Raw genomic sequence first — 23,097 nt, 5'->3', positions numbered from 1 at the left:
CAGAACTCTTACCGTCGCGCTTCCGCTTGCTGAGCCGAAACGTGGCCGGCGATCGCCTTTTTGTCGATCTTGCCGATCGGGGTGGTCGGCAGTGAGGGCATCGCAACCAGGACATCGGGGCGGGCGTGCGAGGCCACGCCCCGGGAGTCCAGATAGCCGTTCAATTCCGCCAGCGTCAGTTCGGGACCGTTGAAAACAACGGCCGCACAGATTTTCTCGCCCAGGTACGGGTCGGGCAGCGCGACCGCGGCCGCCGAGAAGATCGCCGGGTGGCTGTGCATCTGCTCCTCGAGGTCGGCCGCGGAAATCGTTTCCCCGCCACGGGAAATCACGTCTTTGACCCGACCGGTCACCACCAGATAGCCGTCGTTGCGCAGCCGCACCACGTCGCCGCTGCGGAAGAAGCCTTGCGCGTCGAAGCTGCGTTCGTTGTCACGCTCGGCGCGGAAATAGCCGTTGAACGTGTACGGCCCGCGGACCAGCAGTTCGCCCTCCTCGCCCTGGCGCACGGGCTCGCCCTGCGCATCGACGACGCGCAGTTCGTCGGCGACCGACATTGGCCGCCCCTGGGTGTGTTCGGTGAGCTCCGGGGGATCGTCGAGCCGGGTGTAATTCAGGAGGCCCTCGGCCATCCCGAACACCTGCTGCAGACCCGGGGTCAGGGCGCCGCGCACCAAGCGGGCATCCTCGGGTTCCAGCTTGGCGCCACCAACCTGCAAGAGGCGCAAGGTCTTTGGCGTCACGGGTTCCCAGTCGCAGGCTTGCGCCCACAACTTGGCCAGCGCCGGCACCAGCGCGGTCACCGTGACACCGTGGCGTGCGATCGCGGCAAAGGCCGCCTCGGGGCTGGGATCGGTGCCGAAAACGGTGGTGGCTCCGACGGTCATCGCGCCGAGCAGGCCCGGACAGGCGAGCGGAAAGTTATGGCCGGCCGACAGCACCGCGAAATAGACGTCGTCGCAGGTGAACTCGCAGAGTTCGGCGCTGGCCCTCGCGTTGAAAACGTAATCGTCGTGGGTGCGGGGGATGAGTTTGGGTGTGCCGGTGGTGCCGCCTGAAACCAGCAGCAGCGCAGGCGATCCCGGGTCGGGCGCCAACGGTGGCGCGCCTGCGGTCGCCTGGCCGCACAGCTGTGTCCACGAGGTGAACGGCCCCGGGTCGCCGTCGACGATGACATGCTTGAGCGCGGCGTGCCGCTCGGCGAGCCCCTGCGCCATCGTGCGGAAGTCGAAACCCGCTGCGGTATCGGGGATCAGCAGCGCGGTGGCCTCGCTCACGGCGGCGAAATGCCCCAGTTCGGCGGCCCGGTGGCCGGGCAGGCACATCACCGGTATCGCCCCCGCCCGCAACAACCCGAACAGCGCCACCGCGAACTGGCAACCGTTCGGCAGCTGTAGCAATACCCGGTCGCCCGGCACGACACCCATGCCCCGCAGGCCACTGGCCGCACGGTTAGCCTGGTCGTCGAGGGCCGCATAACTGAGGCCGGTGTCGCCTAGGGCGTCGAGGACGGCAGTCCGGTCGGGCCATCGCTGGGCCGCGTCGGTCAGGATCGCGTCCAGGGGCCGTCCCGTCCAATAGCCGGCCGCCCGGTAGGCGGCGGCCCGATCAGCGGGGAACGGCACGAACCCGTCGAGGACTCCGGCCGGCGGCTGCGGTGTGTTGGGGCTCATGGCTCCTTAGACGGGGGCGTAGTAGCGGGGACGCAGGGAGTAAGGATAGGGTAACCAAAAAATTAGGGCAGCCTGTGCTAATTCAGGGAGGGTCTGTGGTGCACGCCTCGGCACGCTCGGAGGACATCCGGGCGGAGGTGGCCGAATTGCTCGGCGTCGGCGTCGATGCAGTTCAGCCGGCTAGCAACCTGATCGGCCAGGGCCTGGACTCCATCCGGATCATGACGTTGGCCGGCCGCTGGCGCCGCCAGGGCATCGACATCGACTTCGCGACGCTCGCCGAAAACCCGACGGTCGAGGCCTGGGCCCGGTTGGTCTCCGCAGGTAGGCAGGGCGCCGACCGGCAAAGCGTACCCGCCGGGGCGCCCGGTGGCGCCGTGCTGTCCGGCGAGGACGAGCCGTTTTCCCTGGCCCCGATGCAGCACGCGATGTGGCTCGGTCGCCAGGACCACCAGCAGCTGGGCGGGGTTGCCGGGCACCTTTACGTGGAGTTCGACGGTGGCCCGATCGATGCCGAACGGCTGCGCGCGGCGGCCACCGCGCTGGCCCGCCGCCACCCGATGCTGCGGGTGCGATTCCTGCCCGATGGCACGCAGAGCATCGCCCCGGCCGACGAGAGCGGCGACTTCCCGGTCAGCGTCGAGGACCTCCGGTCGCTGAGCGCCGAGGAGGTCGAGCAGCGGCTCGCCGCGACCCGCGTTGCCAAATCCCACCAGCAACTGGACGGCGCGGTGTTTGAATTGGCCATGACGCTGCTACCGGCCGAGCGGTCGCGGCTACACGTCGATCTCGACATGCAGGCCGCCGACGCGATGAGCTATCGCACCCTGATGGCCGATCTCGCGGCCTTCTACGGCGGTCGCGACCTCCCGGAGCTGACCTACACCTACCGGCAGTACCGCCAAGCCATCGAGGCCGAAGACGCGCGCCAACAACCCGCGCGTGAGGCGGACCGGGTGTGGTGGGCCCAGCGCCTCCCGGAACTGCCGGACCCGCCGGCGCTGCCGTCGACCGGTCGCGGCGCCTCGAACCAGAGCACCCGACGCTGGCACTGGCTGGACCCGCAAACCCGCGACGCGCTGTTTGCCCGTGCCCAGACGCGCGGCATCACCCCGGCCATGGCCCTGGCCGCGGGATTCGCCAACACCCTGGCGCGCTGGTCGACCACCTCGCGCTTTCTGCTGAACGTCCCGTTGTTCGGGCGCTGCCAGGCTCTGCACCCCGACGTCGACTCGTTGGTCGGCGACTTCACCTCCTCGCTGCTGCTCGACATCGATCTCGTCGGCGCGGACACCGCAACCGCGCGGGCGCAGGTGGTGCAGGACGCGATGCGCACGGCCGCCGCCCATTCCACCTATCCCGGGCTGTCGGTGTTGCGCGACCTGAGCCGTCATCGCGGTACCCAGGTGCTCGCGCCCGTGGTCTTCACCAGCGCGCTGGGCCTCGGCGACCTGTTCAGCCGCGACGTGACCGACCAATTCGGCACACCGGGATGGATCATCTCCCAGGGGCCGCAGGTGCTGCTCGACGCGCAGGTCACCGAGTTCAACGGCGGCGTCCTGGTGAATTGGGATGTGCGCGAAGGCATGTTCCCGCCCGGGGTCATCGACGCCATGTTCGGCTACCACATCGACGAGCTGCTCCAGTTGGCCTACGGCGACGACTCCTGGGACGCGCCGGGCCCCGCGGCGCTGCCGGAAGCACAGCGAGCGGTGCGCGAGGCCGCCAACGCCCGCAACGCCGAGCCGAGCGGAGAAGCCTTGCACGACGGGTTCTTCCGGCAGGCCGAGCGGCAGCCCGACGCTCCCGCGGTGCTCGCGAGTTCCGGTGATCTCAGCTACGCGCAACTGCGCGACCAGGCGCTGGCGGTCGCCGCGGCGTTGCGCGCCGCCGGCATCACGGCCGGCGACACAGTCGCGGTGATGGGCCCGAAGAGCGCCGAGCAGATTCCGGCGTTGCTGGGCATCCTGTCCGTCGGCGCCGTGTATCTGCCGATCGGCGTCGACCAGCCGCGCGACCGTGCCGAGCGCATCCTCGACACCGGCGCGGTGGGCCTGGCCGTCGTGTGCGGCGGACGACGGCTGTCGTTGCCGGTGCCCGAACTGGTCCTCGCCGAACTGCTTCGCGACGTACGTGCCGGCGCCGAGATCGCCTCAACCAGAGTCGATCCCGGCGAACTGGCCTACGTGTTGTTCACCTCCGGCTCCACCGGCGAGCCCAAAGGCGTCGAGGTCACCCACGACGCGGCCATGAACACGGTGGAATTCATCGGCCGGCACTTCGAGATCGGGCCCGCGGATCGATGCCTGGCGCTGTCGACCCTGGAAGGCGACATTTCGGTGATGGACGTGTTCGTCACCTTGCGCACCGGCGGGGCCATCGTCGTGGTCGACGAGGCGCAGCGCCGTGATCCCGACGCCTGGGCCCGGCTCATCGACGCCCACCAAGTCACGGTGCTCCACTTCATGCCCGGCTGGCTGGAGATGTTGATCGAAGTCGGCCGCGGTCGGCTGTCTTCGGTGCGGGCGATCCCCACCGGGGGCGACTGGGTGCGACCCGAGGTGGTGCGCCGCCTGCAAGCCGAGGCGCCCAACCTGCGCTTCGCGGGCCTCGGCGGTGCGACCGAAACCCCGGTGCACAACACCATTTTCGAGGTCACCCAGCCGATACCGGAGCACTGGACGGCACTGCCCTTCGGCATGCCGCTGCCCAACAACGCCTGCCGCGTCGTCGACGACGCCGGCGCCGACTGCCCCGACTGGGTCGCCGGGGAATATTGGGTGTCCGGGCGCGGCATCGCCCGCGGCTACCGCGGACGTCCCGATCTCACCGCCGAACGCTTCGTCGAGCACGACGGCCGAATCTGGTACCGCACCGGCGATTTGGTGCGCTATTGGCCGGACGGCACCCTCGAGTTCGTCGGCCGTGCCGACCACCGCGTCAAGATCAGCGGGTATCGCGTCGAACTCGGCGAGATCGAGACCGCGTTGCGGCGCGTGCCCGGGGTCCGGACGGCGGTGGCCGCCGTGATCGCCGTGTCCGGGGAATCCGACGTGCTGGCCGCGCAGGTGTGTTCCGACGACGCGACTTTGACCGCCGAGCGGATTCGGCAGCGTCTCAGCGACCTCGTCCCCGCGCATATGGTCCCGCGCCACATCGCGGTGGTTCAGCGGATCGGATTCACCGACGCCGGAAAGCTCGACCGCCGGACCGCAGCACGCGAATTGGAATCCGCCGTCTCGCAAGCACAGCGGCCCGGTCACCGCTCAGCGTCGACGCCGTTAGAATCCGCACTGGCAAAGATCGTCGGCGACCTGCTCGGCCGGGACAACGTCGGAGTCGACGACGACTTCTTCTCCCTCGGCGGCGATTCCGTGCTCGCCACCCAGGCGGTGGCGCGGATTCGGGCCTGGCTGGACGCACCCGACATCATGGTCGCCGACATCTTCGCCAACCGAACCGTGGCGGCGCTGGCCGCGGTGCTCGGCGCCGGCGAGAACGACCCTGACCGGCTCGACCAGGTCGCCGAGCTGTACCTCGAAGTGATCGGCATGGACGCCGAATCGGTTCTGGCGGCCTCCCAGCGAACCGCGAAAGCATAGATGGCGCAATGACATTGAATAATCTGATCGCCGTGTCTGCCACGTTCCCGTCCTGGATCAAATTGACCCCGGGCCGCGACAAGGGGTCATCCACCGGCGCCACCGTGCTGTTCCCGCACGCCGGGGCCGCCGCCGCGAGCTATCGGGTGCTGGCGGCGGCGCTGGCCGCCGGCGGCGACACCTACATCGTGCAGTACCCGCAGCGTGCGGACCGCCTCGGCGAACCCGCTCACGACAGCGTGCACGACCTGGCCGTCAGCCTCTTCCAGGCCGCGCCATGGCCCAGCGTCGCGCCGCTGAAGTTGTTCGGGCACAGCATGGGCGCCGTCGTCGCCTTCGAATTCGCCCGCGTCGCCGAAACGCACGGCACGGCCGTGCAGAAGCTGTGGGTGTCGGCCGGTCCGCCGCCCTGCGTCGTCGCCGACATGCCCGAGCTGCCGACCAGTGACGACGGATTGCTGGCCGACATCGCCGATTTGGGCGGTACCGACCCCGAACTGCTCGCCGACGAAGAGTTCTCCGAACTACTGACCACCGCGGTGCGCGCCGACTACCAGGCCTTCAACAGGTATAGCCCGAGCCCCGACGTCCGCATCGGCGCCGACATTCATGTACTGGGCGGCCACGACGACCACCGCATCGGCACCGGCGTGCTGCGGCAGTGGGAAAGGCACACCGCCGGATCTTTCGCCGTGTCGCTGTATGACGGCGGCCACTTCTACGTCTATGACCATGTCGATGCGATCGCCGCGCAGGTGAATGCCGGGTGATACCAATGTCTGAAGACGGGTTCGACGCCGAGCGCGCCGACCCGGTCGTGATCGTGGGCATGGGCGTTGAAGCGCCCGGGGGCATCGAAACCGCCGACGATTACTGGGATCTGCTGGCGCACGGCCGTGAGGCACTGGGCCCGTTTCCCACCGACCGCGGCTGGGCGGTGCGTGAACTGCTTACCGGGTCGCGCCGCAGCGGGTTCAAGGAGATTCACGACCGCGGCGGTTTCCTCACCGGGGCAACCACATTCGATCCGGAGTTCTTCGGAATCTCACCGCGCGAGGCCGTCGTGATGGATCCGCAGCAGCGGGTCGCTCTCCGGGTGGCCTGGCGCGCATGTGAGAACAGCGGCATCAATCCCGACGATCTGGCCGGGCACGATGTGGGCTGTTTCGTGGGCGCCTCGGCCACGGGCTACGGGCCCCAGATGGCCAAGTTCTCCGAACACAGCGGCCATCTGCTGGCCGGCACCGCGCTCAGCGTGATCTCGGGCCGCATCGCCTACACCCTGGGACTGACCGGGCCGGCGCTCACCTTGGACTCGTCGTGCGCGTCGGCCCTGGTGGCCTTCCATGTCGCGGTGCGCTCCCTGCAGAACGACGACTGCGATCTGGCCATCGCGGGGGGCGTCAACGTGCTCGGGTCGCCGGGCTTCTTCGTGGAGTTCTCCAAGCAACACGCGCTCTCCGACGACGGATATTGCCGTCCCTACAGCGCGCAGGCCAGCGGAACCGTGTGGGCCGAGGGAGCGGCGATGTTTGTGCTGCAACGGAAGTCGGCGGCGCTGCGTGCCGGCCGGCCGATCGTGGCCGAGGTGCGTGCCACTGCCATGAATCAGGATGGCCGCAGCGCCGGTCTGAGCGCGCCCAGCGGCGACGCCCAGGTGCGGCTCTTTCAGCGGGCCGTCAGCCAGGCCGGGATCAAGCCCAACGAGGTGGGGATGATCGAGGGGCACGGCACGGGCACCCGCCTCGGCGACCGGACCGAGTTGCGCTCGCTGGCCCAGACTTACGGCGACACCGAACCGGGCGCCGGAGCGCTGCTGGGCTCGGTGAAATCCAATGTGGGCCACTCGCTGGCCGCCGCCGGCGCGCTGGGGCTGGCCAAGGTGCTGGTCTCCGCCGAACACGGCGCCGTGCCGGCTACCCTGCACGCCGGCGATGCCAGCCGCGAAATCGAATGGGAGAGACAGGGTTTGCGGCTGGCGCAGACGTTGACACCGTGGCCGGCCATCGATGGTCAGCGCACCGCCGCCGTGTCCGCGTTCGGCATCGCCGGCACCAACGCCCATCTGATCATCTCCGTCCCCGAGGTCGCATGATGCTGAACCATGGGCTGCCGGACGGGCGCGTCCCGGTGTTGCTCAGCGCCCACGACCCCGAGCTGATCCGCCGAGACGCCGCGGCGATCGCCGGCTACCTGGGCCGCATCGACGACGCGACGGACCCGACCCCCGCGGTCGCCGCCACCCTGCTGCGGTTGCGGCGCGTGCGACGTCACCGCGCGGTGCTGCGAGCCGCCGACAGCGCCGAACTCGTGGCAGGGCTGTCGGCGATCGCCCGGGGCGACGAACACGAGCTGGTGACGCACTCCGCCAGGACGACGCCGCCATGCGTCGCGTTCGTGTTTCCCGGGCAGGGCAATCAGTGGCAGGCGATGGGAGCCGACGCCTACCGGCGGTTGCCGGCCTACCGCGAGGCCGCCGACCGGTGCGCGCGAGCGTTCGCCTCCGGCGGATTTCCTTCTCCGTTGGCCTATCTGGTGGGCGACGAGGAGCGCGACTGGTCGCGCCCCGAGATTCAGGGCGCACAATTCACCCACGCGGTGGGCCTGACCGAAGCCTGGCGATCCTGCGGGGTGCTGCCCCACATCACCATCGGGCACAGCCTCGGCGAGGTGGCGGCCGCCTATGTGGCGGAAGCGATCTCGCTGCCGGACGCGGTCGCTCTGGTGGTGGCCCGTGCCACCGTCGTCGACCAGTTGACCGGCCGGTTCGCGATGGCGGTCCTGGGCACCGGCCTCGACGTCGCGGAGGCGCTGCTGGCCGAGACGCCGGGCTGGCTGGAAGTCTCAGCGGTCAACGGGCCGTCGTCGACCGTGGTCGCCGGCGATCACCAGGCGGTGGCGGCCGCGGCGGGGCTGGCCCAACAGCGGGGGATCTTCAGCCAGCAACTGGCCGTCGACTATCCCGGCCACACCAGTGCGCTACGACCGTTACGGGCGAGCCTGGCCGAGCTGACACCGAAGTCGGCGTTCCGCGACGCACCGGTGAGGTTCATCGGTTCCACGCTGGGCACCGAATTGGGTGACGCAACCGACTTCTCCGACTACTGGTATAAAAACCTCTGCGGCACAGTGCGATTCGACCTCGCCGTGCAGCACGCCCGTGCCTGTGGGGCCGACGCGTTCGTGGAGCTCTCCGCGCACCCGTCATTGCTCTACCCGCTGGGCGACATCGTCGACGACGAGTCGACCGTCATCGTCGGCTCGGGGCACCGCGATCGATCCATCACCGATTCGCTGTCCGCGAGCATCGCCGCCATCGCGACCGCTGACCCCGGCTGCAGCTGGGCCGGCGCGGTCCCGATGGCCGACCGGCCCGCGTTGCGGGGATTCCCGAACGCGCCGATGCGGGCGGTGCATTTGTGGGTGGCACCCGAACAACCGACCGACGCGGTTGCGACGCCTGCGCCCACCGTGGCCGTCGAAGACTGGCAGCCGGCGACTATCACACCGAGCGCGAGCGCTGCGGACATCGGCTTCGTCGGTGCGGGCGCGCTGACGCAGCGGCTCGTCGATACCGTTGCGGCACAAGGCGGCTGCCGGGCGGTGTCGCCCGATCACGCGGAAATCCTGGTGGTGGTTGCCCCGGAGCTCGATCGGCTCGACGTCACAGCCGCGATCGAGCAGATCGCGGCCCGGCCCGACGCGGGCCTACCCGATTACCCCGCGCTCATCGGCCCGCGATGCCGCGCCGTCTGGTTGCTCACCGCCGGCGCCGAACAGGTCGACCGCCATGACGACAACGTCTCTCCGGCACAGGCGGCGCTGGCGGGCATGCATCGCAGCGTCGGCTTCGAATTCCCGGACCAGGCATTCGGGCATCTCGACCTCGCGCACCGCGATGTCGATGCCGCGACGGCACACGCCGCCGTCCAAGTGTTGCTGGGCGAGGCGGCCGAGGTCGCGTTGCGCGGCACCGAATCGCCGCGACGCCACGTCCGGACGTTCCGTGTGTGCCGCGAACAGGCGGTCCCGCGGCCGCTCGATGCCGCCGCCCTGGACGACGTGGTGATCACCGGTGGCAGCGGAGCCATCGGGCTGCAGTACGCCCGGTACTGCCTGGAACGCGGCGCCAGGAAGGTGACCCTGTTGAGCCGCAACGGCGTTGACCCGGCCGCGCTGCGTGAGCTCTCCGACCGGTACGACGCCGAAGTGCATGCTCCACAATGCGATATCACCGATCGCGCCGCGCTAACCGCCGCAGCCGCCGACTCTGGATCGGGGGCGTCCTTGCTGATCCACACCGCGGGTATCGCGCAGGCGCGTTCGCGTGCGGAGCTCACCGGGCCCGATGTGGCGGCGGTCTGTGCGGCCAAGGTCCGTGGACTGGCGATGCTGGCCGACGTGTGGCCGCTGCGCCCGGACTGCCGGATCCTGGCCTGCTCCTCGGTATTCGGCGTCTGGGGAGGCTACACCCACGCGGCGTACGCGGCATCCAACCGGATGCTCGACGTGTTGGCCGCCCAGTTGCGCGCTACCGGCCGCGACTGCACGGCGATCCGATGGGGCCTGTGGCAGGGTGCCGGGGTCGTGGTCGGCGACGAGATCACCCGCACCGAGCGCTCCGGTCTGGTGGCGATGGAGCCGGAACGGGCCATCGAAGCCAGCCTGTATCGCTACGAGGGCGACCCACTGATTTTCGACGCTGACTTCGAGCGGCTGCAGGTATTCTTCGAAAGCCAGGGAATGCCAATGCCGTTCACCGCTGCACACGTGGGTCAGGACGACGACCGCGACGCCGCGGCGGAGCAGACCCTCGCCGACATCGTGCGGGCCGAATTGGCCGCGACATTGCACCTGGGTGATTCGCTGTCCATCGACCCGGGCACGCCGCTCATCGACCTGGGCGTGGACTCGCTGCTCGCGCTCGATTTGCGTAAGCGGCTGCGCCGCACGGTAGGCAATTCGGTTCCGGTGTCCCGCATGCTCGGCGGCATCACGGTGACCGAGCTGATCGACGCGCTGCGCGCCGACTCGAGCGGCGGGGCCGCGGCAGCGCCGTCGTTCGAGCGAGCCGGAGCCGCCAACGGTGCGCACCACTCAACGCTCGCGATGCTAGAAAGGTTGGACTCCTAGCGTGACAGACACCACCGGCGTCGGCACCCATCTCGACGATGAGCGGCTGGAACTACTGCGCCGCAAGCTCGCTGAACGCGGCCTGGCCAAGACGACGGCCGCGGCGCCCGTCGCCGCGGACGGCCAACCGCGCATGTCGGTCGGCCAGCACCGGATGTGGTTCGTGCAGTCCGTCGATCCCGACGGCGCGCTGCTCAACGTCTGCGTCTCGTACCGCCTGTCCGGCACCGTCGACACCGCGCGGCTGCACCGTGCGGTCGACGCCGTCGCCGCGCGACACCCGGTGCTGCATACGACGTACGCCACCGACGGTGAGGGCGACCCGCACCCAGTGATCCGCGAGGACCTGCGGCCCGAATGGGCCGAACACGACCTGACCGGGTTGACCGACCAGGCGCGCCGGCTGCGCCTGGATGTGCTGGCACAGAGGGACTTTCGCCGGCCGTTCGACCTGAGCCAGGATTCACCGCTGCGGGTCACGGCGGCGCGCCTGGCCGACGACGAACTGATGCTGCTGATCACCGCGCACCACATCGCCTGGGACGACGGCTCGTGGGCGCCCTTCTTCGCCGATCTGACCCGCGCATACAACGACCCGGCCGAGTTCGCGGAGGGCGGGGCGCTCAAAGACCTTGCCGCGGATGTCACCGCCATCCGCCAGGCGGACCTGGACTACTGGCGGCCACGGATGGCCGACCTACCGGAACCCCTCGAGCTGCCCGGGGCCAACGGTTCGGTGGTGCCCAGCACCTGGCGCGCGCAGCGCGCGTTCGCGCGGTTATCGGCGGACACCGTTGAGCGGGCGGCCGGGCTTGCCCGCGAGTCCGGCGCCACCCCGTACATGGTGTTGATGGCCGCGTTCGCCGTGCTGGTGCACCGGTACACCCAGTCGACCGACTTCTTGGTGGCGGCCCCGGTGCTCAACCGCGGCGTGGGCACCGAGGGTGTCATCGGGTATTACGGCAACACGGTGGTAATCCGGTTGCGGCCGCGGTCGCATCAGACGTTCCGCGAGCTGCTGGCCGAAACCCGTGAGGAGACGGTAGGCGCGTTCGCTCATTCGCGCGCCGACCTGGATTGGCTGGTGCGCGAGTCGAATCCCGATCGCCGGCATGGTGCGGACCGCATGACCCGGGTGAGCTTCGGACAACGGGAGCCCGACGGCGCTGGCTTCTGCCCGCCCGGCGTGCGCTGCGAGCGCGGGGAATTGCGCGGCCATTTCAACCAATTGCCGTTGAGTCTGATGGTCGAGCTGGACCGGGCCCCGGACGGGTCGGGCGGCGGCGTGGTCGAGGCCGAGTACCTGGTCGAGGTGATGGATCAGGAGTTGGTCGAGCAATTGCTGCGCCATTACGCCGCTCTGCTCGACGGCCTGCTGTCCGATCCCGATGTGACGCTGTCGGCGTGCGCGTTGATGAGCGCCGACGACGCCGAGTGGCTGCGCGCGGTGTCGACCGGCGAGGATTTCGTCACCCCGGCCGGCACGTTGCCCGAGCTGGTCAGCCGGCGGGCGGGGCTCACCCCCGATGCCGTCGCCGTGGTCTACGAGGGGCGCGCCTACTCCTACCGGGAAATCGACGAAGAGTCGAACCGGTTGGCGCACTGGCTCATCGAGCAGGGGATCGGCACCGAGGATCGCGTCGCGGTGCTGCTGGACAAGTCTCCCGAATTGGTCATCACCGCGTTGGGGGTGCTCAAAGCGGGTGGGGTCTATCTGCCCGTGGATCCCACCTACCCGGAGGACCGGCTGAGCTTCATTCTCGAGGACGCAGACGCGAAACTCGTTCTGCGAGAACCTGTTACAGACACCGCGCGCTATCCGGCCAGCGCACCCGCCGAACTGATCCGACCGCTGAGCCCGCATAACACCGCCTACCTGATCTACACCTCGGGTTCCACCGGGCTGCCCAAAGGTGTTCCGGTGCCGCACGCACCCATCGCGGAGTACTTCGTCTGGTTCGGCGACGAATACCGGATCGACGACACCGATAGGCTGCTGCAGGTCGCCTCGCCCAGCTTCGACGTGTCGATCGGCGAGATCTTCGGCACGCTGATCATGGGCGCCCGCTTGGTGATTCCGCGGCCCGACGGGCTGCGCGACATCGGCTACCTCACCGACCTGCTGGCCCGCGAGGGCATCACGTCGATGCACTTCGTGCCGTCGCTGCTCGGGCTTTTCCTCTCGTTGCCCGGCGTCAGCCAGTGGCGGACCCTGCGGCGCGTGCCCATCGGCGGGGAGGCCCTGCCCGGCGAGATCGCCGACAAATTCCACGCCACCTTCGACGCGTCGCTGCACAACTTCTACGGACCGACCGAGACGGTGGTGAACTGCACCAGCTACCCGGTCGAAGGCACCCAGGGCACCCGCGTGGTGCCGATCGGCCGGCCCAAGATCAACACGCAGGTGTATCTGCTCGACAACGCGCTGCAGCCGGTCCCCGTCGGCGTGATCGGCGAAATCTATATTGCCGGAACACATGTCGCGCATGGATATCACCGCAGGCCGCAGTTGACCGCCGAGCGCTTCGTCGCCGATCCATTCACTGCCGGTGGCCGGATGTACCGCTCGGGCGACCTGGCGCGCCGCAACGCGAGTGGTGACATCGAGTTCGTCGGCCGGGCCGACGAACAGGTGAAGATCCGCGGTTTCCGCATCGAGCTGGGCGAAATCGCGGCCGCCATCTCGGTCGACCCCAGCGTCGGGCAAGCCGTCGTGCTGGCTATGGACTTGCCCCAGTTGGGCAAGAGCCTGGTCGGATACGTGACGCCGGCCCAGGGCGCGGGCACGGAAACCGTTGATGTGGAGCGCATCCGGGCCCGGGTGGCCGCCGCGCTGCCGGACTACATGACCCCGGCCGCCTACGTGGTGCTCGACGAGATCCCGATCACCGCGCACCAGAAGATCGACCGCGCCGCGCTCCCGCAACCGCAGATCGCGGCCGCCACCGAATACCGCGACCCCAGCACCCCCACCGAACAGCGCGTCGCCCAACTGTTTTCCGGGTTGCTCGGCCGTGAACGCGTCGGCGTCGACGACTCGTTCTTCGATCTGGGCGGCCACTCGCTGGTCGCGACCAAACTGGTCACCGCGATCCGCGCGGAGTGCGGCGTGGAAATCGGCATCCGCGACGTGTTCGAACTCGCGACGGTCGGGGCGTTGGCCGAGCGGATCGACACACTGGGTTCGGACGGACGCACGCAGTCGCGGCCCAGGCTGATCACCACCGCGCACGATGAACCGATGCCGCTGTCGGCGTCGCAGCTGCGCAGCTGGTTCGCCTACCGCGTGGACGGGCCCAGCCGGGTCAACAACATTCCCTTTGCGGCGAAGCTGACCGGGCCGTGGGACATCGACGCGTTGATCGCCGCCGTCGGCGATGTGGTTGCCCGGCACGAAATCCTGCGCACCAGCTACGTCGAGCTGGACGGCGTGCCCTATCAGGTTGTTGAACCGGCCGGCGTCGAGGTTCCGGTGCGCCGCGAGGAGGGACCCGACGAGGCCTGGCTGCAACAGCAGCTCGACGTCGAGCGGTGCCACTGCTTCGAACTCGACGCTGAACTGCCGATCCGGGTCGCGGTGCTGCGCACCGAGAACACCGCGGAGCACGTGCTGTCGCTGGTCGTGCACCACATCGCCTCCGACCATTGGTCGGCGGGCGTGCTGTTCTCCGACGTGATGACGGCCTACCGGGCCCGGCGCGGCCAAGAGGCGCCGTCGTGGGCTCCGCTGCGTGTGCAGTACGCCGATTACGCGGCCTGGCAGCGCAAGTTCCTGGGCGACGCGAGCGGCCAGGAGTCTGCCATCGCCGGCGGCCAGCGCGAGTACTGGACCCGGCAGCTGGCCGGGATGCCGGAGGACACCGGGCTGCGCCCGGACTTCCCGCGCCAGCCCGTGCCCAGCGGCGAAGGGGAGTCCGTCGACTTCCAGATCGACTCGGCCACCCGAGCAAAGCTCGGCGAGCTGTGCCGCGAGCTCGGCATCACCGAATTCATGCTGCTGCAAATGGCCGTCGCCGTGGTCTTGCACAAAGCCGGTGGGGGCGTGGACATCCCACTGGGAACCCCGGTCGCCGGCCGCACCGAAGCCGAGCTGGACCAGCTGATCGGATTCTTCGTCAATATCCTGGTGCTGCGCAACGACATGGACGGCAACCCGACGCTGCGCGAATTGCTCAAGCGGTCCCGCGAGACCGCGCTGGCCGCCTATGCCCACCAGGACCTGCCGTTCGACCGGGTCGTCGACAGCGTCAGCCCGGTGCGCTCACTGTCGCGCAACCCGCTGTTCCAAGTCGTCGTGCACGTCCGGGATCACCTGTCCGCCAGTCGGGTTATCGAGGCGGCGCCCGCGGGCAGCGGCGAGCAGGACACGGTCTGCACCTCGTTGGACCCCGTCTTCGACATGGCGCACGCCGACCTGAGCGTCAACTTCTTCAGCACCGACGGCTCCGGCGACATCGGCTACAACTGCAATGTCATCTACCGGACGGAGCTCTATGCCCGGACCACCATCGAGCGGCTGGCCGAATGGCTGGTCCGCGCGCTGGCCGAGTTCGCCGATGACATCGATCAGACTCTGCGTGACGTCCGGCTGGTCGACGCCGCGGAGCAGGACCGCATTCTGCAGGACTGGAGCCGCGGCGAGCAGCCGCCGCGCGACCGGCCGCGCACCATCCCGGAACTGCTGGAACCCAGCCGGGCCTGGGGCGCCGACCGCGTGGCCGTGCGCTGCGGCGAGCAGAGCATCGATTACCCCGCGCTGCACCGCCGTTCGGACAACTTGGCCGCGCTGCTCGTCAAGAGCGGGGTGGGCCCCGGGTCGCTGGCCGGGCTGTCGACCCGGCGCAGCATCGAGCTGGTGGTGGCGCTGGTGGCCATCATGAAAGCCGGCGCCGGTTACTTCCCCATCGATCCCGGATATCCGCTGGCGCGAAAGCAATTCATGCTCGACGACGTGCAACCTCCAGTCGTGATCGCGACCGTCGAAGCGGTGGACACCATGCCGCAGGTGCCCGGGGTCGAGCTGATCTCGCTGGACGATCCACAGGTTCGCGCCCTGGTCGACAGCGACGATGTTGATCCGCTGTCGCGGGAGCTGCGTCGGCCGCACCCCGATGACCCGATGTACCTGGTCTTCACCTCCGGGTCCACCGGCAAGCCGAAAGGCGCCGTGGGAACGCATCGCTCGATGGCTGCGCGTCTCGACTGGCAGCTGCGGCACTACCCGCCGCGAAGCGACGATGTTCGACTGGCGCAGGCCTCGATCACGTTCCTGGAAGGCGGCATGGAGATGCTGGCCGGCCTGGCGGCCGGCGCGACCATGATCCTGGCCGACGACGCCGAGCACCGCGACCCGGAGGCCCTCGGGGACCTGATGAACCGGTATTCGGTCGCCCAGGTGACCGCGGTGCCCAGCCTGGTGTCGGCGCTGGTGGACAGCCGGCCCGACGCCGTGCGTTCGCTGTCGCGACTGGTGTGCGGTGGGGAGCCGGTGAGCGCGGCGCTGCTGCAACGCCTGGTATCGGTGTGCGCCGAAACGGACGGCGCCGGCACCGAGCTGCTGAACAACATCGGTTCCACCGAGACCTCCGGCGCGGTGTCCCGCGGGCCGCTGGGCCTGCCGAATCCCCTTGTCGGAAAGCCGGTCCCGGGGGCGCAGGCCTACCTGCTCGACGATGGGCTGCGTCCCGTGCCGGTCGGCGTCGTGGGCGAGCTGTACTACGCCGGTGACCAGCTCGCGCGAGGATACTGGAAACGCCCGGGCCTGACCGCGACGCGGTTCATCGCCAATCCCTATGGCGCCGAGCCGGGTTCGCGGTTGTACCGCAGCGGCGACCTGGCCCGGTGGACCGAGGACGGTCGACTGGAATTCACCGGGCGTTCCGACCACCAGGTGCAGGTCCGCGGTTTCCGCGTCGAGTTGGCCGAGGTCGAGGCGGCCCTGGCGGGCGCCGCAGGCGTCGCCGCCGCGGCGGCCCGCACCTGGGAGGTGCACGGCGGCACCTCGCTGGCCGGATACGTTGTGCCGCAACGCCCGCTTACCGATGACGCCGCGAAGGCGACGTTCGCGGGCGAGGTGCGCGCGGCGATCGCCACGACCCTGCCGGGCTACATGCTGCCGTCGTCGCTGACCGTGCTCGACGTGCTGCCGAAAACCGAGTCGGGCAAGCTGAACCGGCCCGGGTTGCCGCGGCCGGCGGTCAGCACCGGCGGGCAGACCGAACCGACGCGCACCGACACCGAACGCGCGCTGGCCAAGGTGTTCGCGGAACTGCTGTCCACCCCGGACGTCGGGCGCTCCGACGACTTCTTCGCCCTCGGCGGCGACAGCATCCTGTCCGTGCAGCTCGCCTCGCGGGCCCGGGCGGCCGGCCTGGCCGTGAGCCCGCGGATGATCTTCGAGAACCCGACGGTGCAGCAGCTGGCGGCCGCACTCGATGCGCTGGGCGACGAGGGAGCCGTCACCGAACAGGACGAGCAGCCGGCCGACACTCGTTTCGAGCCGATGAGCACGTCCGGACTGTCGCCTTCGGATCTGGCTGCCGTGACGCAACTCTTCTCGTCGTCGCGCGAAGGTACGACATGACAGCTGCCCAAAGCGATGTCGCGCCCGACATCGAGGACGTGATGGCGCTGAGCCCGCTGCAGGAGGGCTTGTATTCGCTGACCACGCTCGCCGAATTCGCCGAGGGTGAAGCGGCGGACGACCCGTATGTCATCGGGATAGCGGCGGACATCTCCGGCGAACTCGATGTCGCGTTGCTGCGTGAGTGCGCGGTGCAGATGCTGGTGCGGCACCCGAATCTGCGGGCCAGCTTCTTCAGCCGGGGGATCCCGCGGCCGGTACAGATCGTGCCGTCGCGCGTCGAGCTGCCCTGGACACTGGTCGCCGCCACACCCGAGGACGTGCCCGCACTGGAAACCCGCGAGCGCCAACGACCATTCGACCTGGAGCGTGGGCCGGCCATTCGCTTCTTGTTGATCGAATTGCCCAGTGCGCGATGGCGCTTGGTGCTCACCGCCCATCACATCGTGATCGACGGATGGTCGCTGCCGGTGTTCGTCAACGAGATGATGGTTCTGTATCAGGCCGGTGGCGACCCGTCGGCGCTGCCCGCGGCGCCGCGGCCCTACCGCGACTACATCGGCTGGCTGGCGAGCCGCGACCCGGTGACCAGCCAACGCGTTTGGCGCGAGCACCTGGCCGGGCTGCCGGGTCCCACCCTGCTCGCAGCCGCCCTGGGGTCCATCGAGACGACCGACGGGCAGCAGACGGCGCTGCCCCGCACCACCCGGCTGCGACTGCCGGCCGACGCCACCAGGCGGTTGGTCGAGGACGCCCGAAAGCGTGGCATCACGGTCAACACCCTGATGCAAATGGCGTGGGCGTTGGTGTTGTCGCGGCTTACCGATAGCCGCGATGTGGTCTTCGGGGTCACGGTTTCCGGGCGGCCGCCCGAACTGGCCGGCGTCGAGACCATGGTCGGTCTGTTCATCAACACCGTGCCGCTGCGCGTGCGACTCGACCCGGCCGCGACCGCCGGCGAGCAGTGTCGCGCCGTGCAGCGCGACGCGGCACTGCTGCGCGAGCACAGCTATCTCGGGCATGCCCAGCTTCGCGCCCTCGGCGGGGTCGGCGAAATGTTCGACACCCTGCTGGTCTACGAGAACTTCCCGCTGGACGGGCTGACCGCCAGTGGCGAATTGACAGCCGGCGGTGCGACTTTCCGGCCGTCCGCCCTGCAAACCCTGTCGCATTTCCCGATTGCGATCGCCGCCCACATGGAAGGCGGCGAGCTGGTGGTGTTGATCGAAGCGCTCGACGGGGCGCTGGGCGCCATTCCCGCCGCCACCTTCGGGCAGCGGGTGCTCACCGCCGCCGAAAGGCTGCTGCAGGGCTGGGAGCGTCCGCTGCGCGACGTCAGCGTCCTGCTGGGCGGCGAGGCGGAACCGCTGCGGGCTGCCGGTGCGCCAACGCCGGTATCGCCGTTGAGCATCCACGCCCGGTTCGCCGACGTCGTGGCCCGTGCACCGGACAACCCGGCGCTCAGCTGGGCGGGTGGCGCGCTGAGCTACCGCGAGCTGGATCTTCATGCCACCCGGCTGGCGGCGCGACTCGCCCATAAGGGGGTCAAACCCGAAACTCCGGTGGGCCTCAAGCTGTCCCGCGGTCCGCAGTACATCATCGCGATCTTGGCAGTGCTCAAGGCCGGTGGCATGTGCGTGCCGATGGAACCGGGAATGCCCCGCGAACGGGTGGACTCGATCCTGCGTCAATCGGGCGCGTCGATCGTGTTGGACGACGCGCTGACCAAGGGGCTGCTGGACGCCCGCGAACCGCACGACGACGAGTTCAGCCCCGTCGACGTCGCAGCCGCGCAGGCCGCGTATGTCGTGTTCACCTCGGGCACGACGGGAGAACCCAAGGGCGTCATCGGAACCCACGGCGCGGTGAGCGCCTACGCCGACGATCACCTCGATCGCGTATTGCGGCCGGCGGCAGGCAGGCTCGGGCGGCCGCTGCGCATCGCCCACGCCTGGTCGTTCGCCTTCGACGCCGCGTGGCAGCCGCTGGTCGGCCTGCTCGACGGCCACGTCGTGCACATCGTCGACGAGCAGACCCAGACCGATGCCGAGGCGCTCGTCGCGCTGATCGCCGCGCACGGCATCGACATGATCGACACCACCCCGTCAATGTTCGCCCAACTGCAGGCTTTCGGATTGCTGACCGAGGCGCCACTGGCCGTGCTGGCGCTGGGCGGCGAGGCGGTCGGCAGCGCGGCCTGGGCCCGGATCCGCAACACCTGCGGCACCTCGCCGATGACGGCATACAACTGCTACGGGCCCACCGAGACCACGGTGGAAGCGGTGGTCGCCGCCGTCGCCGAGCACGACGAACCGGCCATCGGGCGGCCGACCCGGCACACCCGCGGCTACGTTTTGGATTCCGCGCTGCGCCCGGTGCCGTGCGGGGCGACGGGCGAACTGTATCTGGGCGGTGCCCAGCTGGCCCGTGGCTACCTGGGCCGCGCCCCGGAGACCGCGGCGCGCTTTGTCGCCGACCCGTTTGCGGCGGCCGAACGGATGTATCGCACCGGCGATCTGGTGCGCCGGTTGCCCGACGGCTCAGTGCAATACGTGGGACGCGCCGATGCCCAGGTGAAGATCCGCGGCCACCGCGTCGAACCCGGGGAGATCGCGGCCGCTCTCGAATCGCACCCCGCCGTGCGGCACGCGGGGGTGCTGGTGCAGCAGCGCCGGGGCGTCGCGCGGCTCACCGCGTACGTCGCCGCCGACACGACAGCGCGGCCCACCACGTCGGAGCTGCGGGCCATGCTCAGCACCCGGCTGCCGCGCTACATGGTCCCGCAGCGCATCATCCTGGTCGACGAAATCCCGTTGACCCCCAACGGAAAGCTGGACGAGACCGCGCTGGCCGCCTTCGACCACACCGAGTCGGAAGTCGGGGGGGCGACGCCGGAGACCGCCACGGAAACCGCGCTGGCCGAGCTGCTGGCCGAGCTGCTCGGGCAGCCGCGTGTCGACATCACCGCGGACTTCCTGCACCTGGGCCTGGACAGCATCATGGCGTTGTCGGTGGTACAGGCGGCGCGCGCACGCGGAATTGCGTTGCGCGCCAGGCTCATCCTCGAGTGCAGCAATGTCCGCGAACTGGCCGAGGCGATCGACTCGGAAGCCACCGCCGCCGCCCGGCAGGTGGACACCGGATCCGGGCCAATGCCGTTGCTGCCCAACGGTCGGTGGCTCTACGAATTCGGCGACCCGCGCCGGCTCGCGCAGACCGAAGCCATCCGGCTGCCCGAGACGCTGCGCCGCCAGCACTTGGACGCGGCTTTGGCAAGCATCATCGAGGGCCACGAGGTGCTGCGCACCCGCGTGGACCGCTCCACCATGACCCTGGTGCCGGTGGCCGCGGTCGATATCGCCGACACGGTCAAAGAGGTTGAGGTGGCTGGCGATCTGGCCGCGGCGGTATCCGCCCACGTCGCCGAAGCCGTCGACCGCCTGGACCCCGAACGCGGAAGGCTGCTGTCCGCGGTGTGGTTGCGACCGCCGACGGGGAAGAGCGTTCTGCTGCTGTCCGCCCACGTCGTCGCGCTGGACCCGGCGTCGTGGCGCGTGATCCTGGGCGAGCTCAGCGCCGCCCTGACCGCCTCGGCCACCGGCCACTCGCCGGCGCCCGTCCGCGAACACACCAGCTATCGGCGCTGGGCGGACGCGCTGAGCGCGCGGGCGCACCGGTTGGACACCGTGCAGTTCTGGGCATCCCAACTGGACGGCGAGGATCCCGACCTCGGTGCCAGAAGGCTCGATCCGAGCCGCGATCGGGCTCGCGACCTGATCGTCCGCAACGCCGCCACCGATGCCGACGTCACCCGCCGGCTGCTGGAGTCGGGCCTGCCGCTGCCCACGCTGCTGGTGGCCGCGACCGCGGCGACGGTGACGCGCTGGCGCGAGATGCGCGGCCAGGCCACCCCGCCCCCGCTGCTGGCACTCGAAACACACGGCCGCGCCGATGGTTTGGTGGACGGTCCGGGCGCACACACCATCGACACCGGGGATACGGTCGGATTGCTCAGCTCCATCTATCCGGTGCGGTTCGACTCGACGGATCCGCACCAGGTGAGGGAGAAGCTGGCCGCCATCCCCGGCGATGGACTCGACTACGGGTTGCTGCGCTACTTGCGCGATGACACCGCCGCGCGGCTCGCCGATTATTCACCGCCGCAGCTGCTGCTGAATTATCTCGGCGCCGCGCACACCGACGGCGGCACGGGGCTGCGGCTGGAGCGCGAGCTACTCGCCGGGTCGTCGCCGGTGCCGGAGCCGCAACTGGCGGTGCGCCACGAACTCACGATTGCCGCGATGGTGCTGAGCTATGACGGGGAGCGGGTTCTGGCCGCGCAGTGGCGCGCCCTGCCCGACATTCTCGATGCCGCGGATATTGCTGCGCTGCAGGCTCTTTGGGTTGATTCGCTGCGGGAGATGGTGAAATGAGCACACTTGCGATCGTGGGCGCCGGCGCCAAGGCGGTGGCCGTGGCGGCCAAGGCCTTCGCGCTGCGCGAAATGGGCGTCGAGGTTCCCGACGTGGTCGCGGTGGAGCGGATCGGCGTCGCGGCGAACTGGCAGGCCAGCGGTGGCTGGACCGATGGCGCGCATCGGCTGGGCACCAGCCCCGAGAAAGACGTCGGGTTCCCCTACCGCTCGGCGCTGGTGCCGCGCCGCAACGCCGAACTCGACGAGCGGATGACCCGCTACAGCTGGCAGTCCTACCTCATCGCGACGGCCTCGTTCGCGGAGTGGATCGACCGCGGCAGGCCGGCGCCGACGCATCGCCGGTGGAGCCAGTACCTGACCTGGGTCGCGGACCACGTGGGCATGAACGTGGTGCACGGTGACGTCGAACGAATGGCGATCGCCGGGGAGCGCTGGGCGCTGCACACGCACGAGACCACCGTGCACGCCGACGCGTTGATGATCACCGGCCCTGGGCAGGCCGAAAAGTCCTTGCTCCCAGGCAATCCGCGCGTGCTGTCGATCGCCCAGTTCTGGGACCGCGCTGCCAACCACGATCGGATCAATGCGGAGCGGGTGGCGGTGATCGGCGGTGGCGAGACGGCTGCGGCGATGCTCTATGAGCTGTTCCGGCACCGGGTTTCGAGCATCACCGTGATTTCGCCACAAGCCACGCTCTTCACCCGCGGCGAGGGGTTCTTCGAGAACTCGCTGTTCTCCGACCCCACCAATTGGCCGGCCCTCACGCTTGCCGAACGTCGCGATGCATTGGCGCGCACCGACCGCGGGGTGTTTTCGTCCCACGTGCAGGAAGCGTTGCTGGCCGATGATCGCATCCACCACCTGCGTGGCCGCGTCGCCCACGCGGTGGGCAAGGAGGGGCAGATCCGGTTGACGCTGGCCACCAATCGCGGCAGCGAGAATCTGGAGACGGTACACGGGTTCGACCTCGTCATCGACGGCTCCGGCGCTGACTCGCTTTGGTTCGCACCGCTATTCAGCCAGGAAGCCCTTGATCTGCTAGAACTGGGTCTGGGTGGGCCCCTGACCGCGGATCGGCTGCAGGAGGCGATAGGTTATGACCTGGCCGTCACGGACGTGACACCAAAGTTGTTCCTGCCGAACCTGTCAGGTCTCACCCAGGGGCCCGGGTTTCCCAACCTGAGCTGCCTTGGGCTGCTATCCGACCGGGTATTGGGATCCTCCGTCAGCCCGTCCAAGTATCCCGTGAGAAGGAGACACGATGAGCGCGAACCCCTTTGATGACGACAACGCGACCTTTGTGGTGCTGGTGAACGACGAAGACCAGCACAGCCTGTGGCCGACGTTCGCTGACACGCCGGCCGGCTGGCGGGTGGCGTTCGGTGAAGCCAGCCGCGCGGACTGCCTGCAGTACGTGGAACAGAACTGGTCGGACATCCGGCCCAAGAGTCTGATTGAGGCGCTCGCCGGGGAGTAGTACGGGGTCCTGGGGGCCGAAATTTCCGCCGCTAGCTGCTTGCGGCACAGAACAATTAGCGTGGTTTCACGCGTTGCGTCCGTAGCGACGTCGTAACGTGACCGACCTGAGACACAAATTCCGGAGTCACAGGGCACACTTACACCATCTTCAACCATGGAGACGTGTGACCGCGTGCGGCTATCCGCAGGATT

The 23,097-nt window shown here is 69.4% G+C and carries 9 protein-coding genes; 8 read left to right on the top strand and 1 reads right to left on the bottom strand.

Going from position 1 to position 23,097, the window contains the following annotated elements:
- Positions 1–8: 8 nt before the first annotated feature.
- Positions 9–1,673 (bottom strand): (2,3-dihydroxybenzoyl)adenylate synthase, encoded by a 1,665-nt coding sequence (locus ACYQ8K_RS02790; RefSeq protein ID WP_459966888.1) that lies wholly within the window; start codon positions 1,671–1,673, stop codon positions 9–11.
- A 95-nt stretch (positions 1,674–1,768) separates the two neighbouring features.
- On the opposite strand from ACYQ8K_RS02790, the gene ACYQ8K_RS02785 reads away from it, so the two are divergent.
- The 8 genes from ACYQ8K_RS02785 to ACYQ8K_RS02750 are packed head-to-tail and all read left to right on the top strand — an operon-like array spanning position 1,769 to position 22,903.
- Positions 1,769–5,275 (top strand): non-ribosomal peptide synthetase, encoded by a 3,507-nt coding sequence (locus tag ACYQ8K_RS02785; RefSeq protein ID WP_459966887.1) that lies wholly within the window; start codon positions 1,769–1,771, stop codon positions 5,273–5,275.
- A gap of 8 nt (positions 5,276–5,283) precedes the next feature.
- On the top strand, positions 5,284–6,045 hold the full coding sequence (locus ACYQ8K_RS02780; RefSeq protein WP_459966886.1) for a thioesterase II family protein: 762 nt from the start codon (positions 5,284–5,286) through the stop codon (positions 6,043–6,045).
- Between the two features lie 5 nt (positions 6,046–6,050).
- Positions 6,051–7,370 (top strand): beta-ketoacyl [acyl carrier protein] synthase domain-containing protein, encoded by a 1,320-nt coding sequence (locus ACYQ8K_RS02775; RefSeq protein ID WP_459966885.1) that lies wholly within the window; start codon positions 6,051–6,053, stop codon positions 7,368–7,370.
- Positions 7,370–10,408, top strand: coding sequence for a mycobactin polyketide synthase MbtD (gene mbtD, locus ACYQ8K_RS02770; RefSeq protein ID WP_459967000.1), 3,039 nt, complete (start codon positions 7,370–7,372; stop codon positions 10,406–10,408). The genes ACYQ8K_RS02775 and mbtD overlap by 1 nt, the downstream gene beginning before the upstream one ends.
- 1 nt (position 10,409) lies before the next feature.
- Positions 10,410–16,991: an amino acid adenylation domain-containing protein gene (locus ACYQ8K_RS02765; RefSeq protein WP_459966884.1), complete on the top strand. Its 6,582-nt coding sequence runs from the start codon at positions 10,410–10,412 to the stop codon at positions 16,989–16,991.
- Entirely contained in the window at positions 16,988–21,424 is a 4,437-nt protein-coding gene (locus tag ACYQ8K_RS02760; RefSeq protein ID WP_459966883.1) for an amino acid adenylation domain-containing protein, read from the top strand. Before ACYQ8K_RS02765 ends, ACYQ8K_RS02760 begins: the two co-directional genes overlap by 4 nt.
- Positions 21,421–22,707 carry an NADPH-dependent L-lysine N(6)-monooxygenase MbtG gene (gene mbtG / locus ACYQ8K_RS02755; RefSeq protein WP_459966881.1) on the top strand — a complete coding sequence of 429 codons (1,287 nt, stop codon included), beginning with the start codon at positions 21,421–21,423 and terminating at the stop codon, positions 22,705–22,707. Before ACYQ8K_RS02760 ends, mbtG begins: the two co-directional genes overlap by 4 nt.
- Complete coding sequence (locus tag ACYQ8K_RS02750; protein WP_459966880.1) at positions 22,688–22,903, top strand: MbtH family protein; 216 nt, start codon at positions 22,688–22,690, stop codon at positions 22,901–22,903. Before mbtG ends, ACYQ8K_RS02750 begins: the two co-directional genes overlap by 20 nt.
- The last annotated feature ends 194 nt before the right edge of the window (positions 22,904–23,097 follow it).

Source organism: Mycobacterium sp. MUNTM1 (assembly GCF_054660795.1).
Note: the sequence above shows the minus strand (reverse complement) of the source record. Positions and strands in the feature narration are given on the sequence as shown.

Excerpts from the sequence above, each read along its gene's own strand:
- ACYQ8K_RS02790 (WP_459966888.1), bottom strand. The coding sequence starts at position 1,673 with ATGAGCCCCAACACACCGCAGCCGCCGGCCGGAGTCCTCGACGGGTTC.
- ACYQ8K_RS02780 (WP_459966886.1), top strand. The coding sequence starts at position 5,284 with ATGACATTGAATAATCTGATCGCCGTGTCTGCCACGTTCCCGTCCTGG.
- ACYQ8K_RS02775 (WP_459966885.1), top strand. The coding sequence starts at position 6,051 with ATGTCTGAAGACGGGTTCGACGCCGAGCGCGCCGACCCGGTCGTGATC.
- mbtD (WP_459967000.1), top strand. The coding sequence starts at position 7,370 with ATGCTGAACCATGGGCTGCCGGACGGGCGCGTCCCGGTGTTGCTCAGC.
- ACYQ8K_RS02760 (WP_459966883.1), top strand. The coding sequence starts at position 16,988 with ATGACAGCTGCCCAAAGCGATGTCGCGCCCGACATCGAGGACGTGATG.
- mbtG (WP_459966881.1), top strand. The coding sequence starts at position 21,421 with ATGAGCACACTTGCGATCGTGGGCGCCGGCGCCAAGGCGGTGGCCGTG.
- ACYQ8K_RS02750 (WP_459966880.1), top strand. The coding sequence starts at position 22,688 with ATGAGCGCGAACCCCTTTGATGACGACAACGCGACCTTTGTGGTGCTG.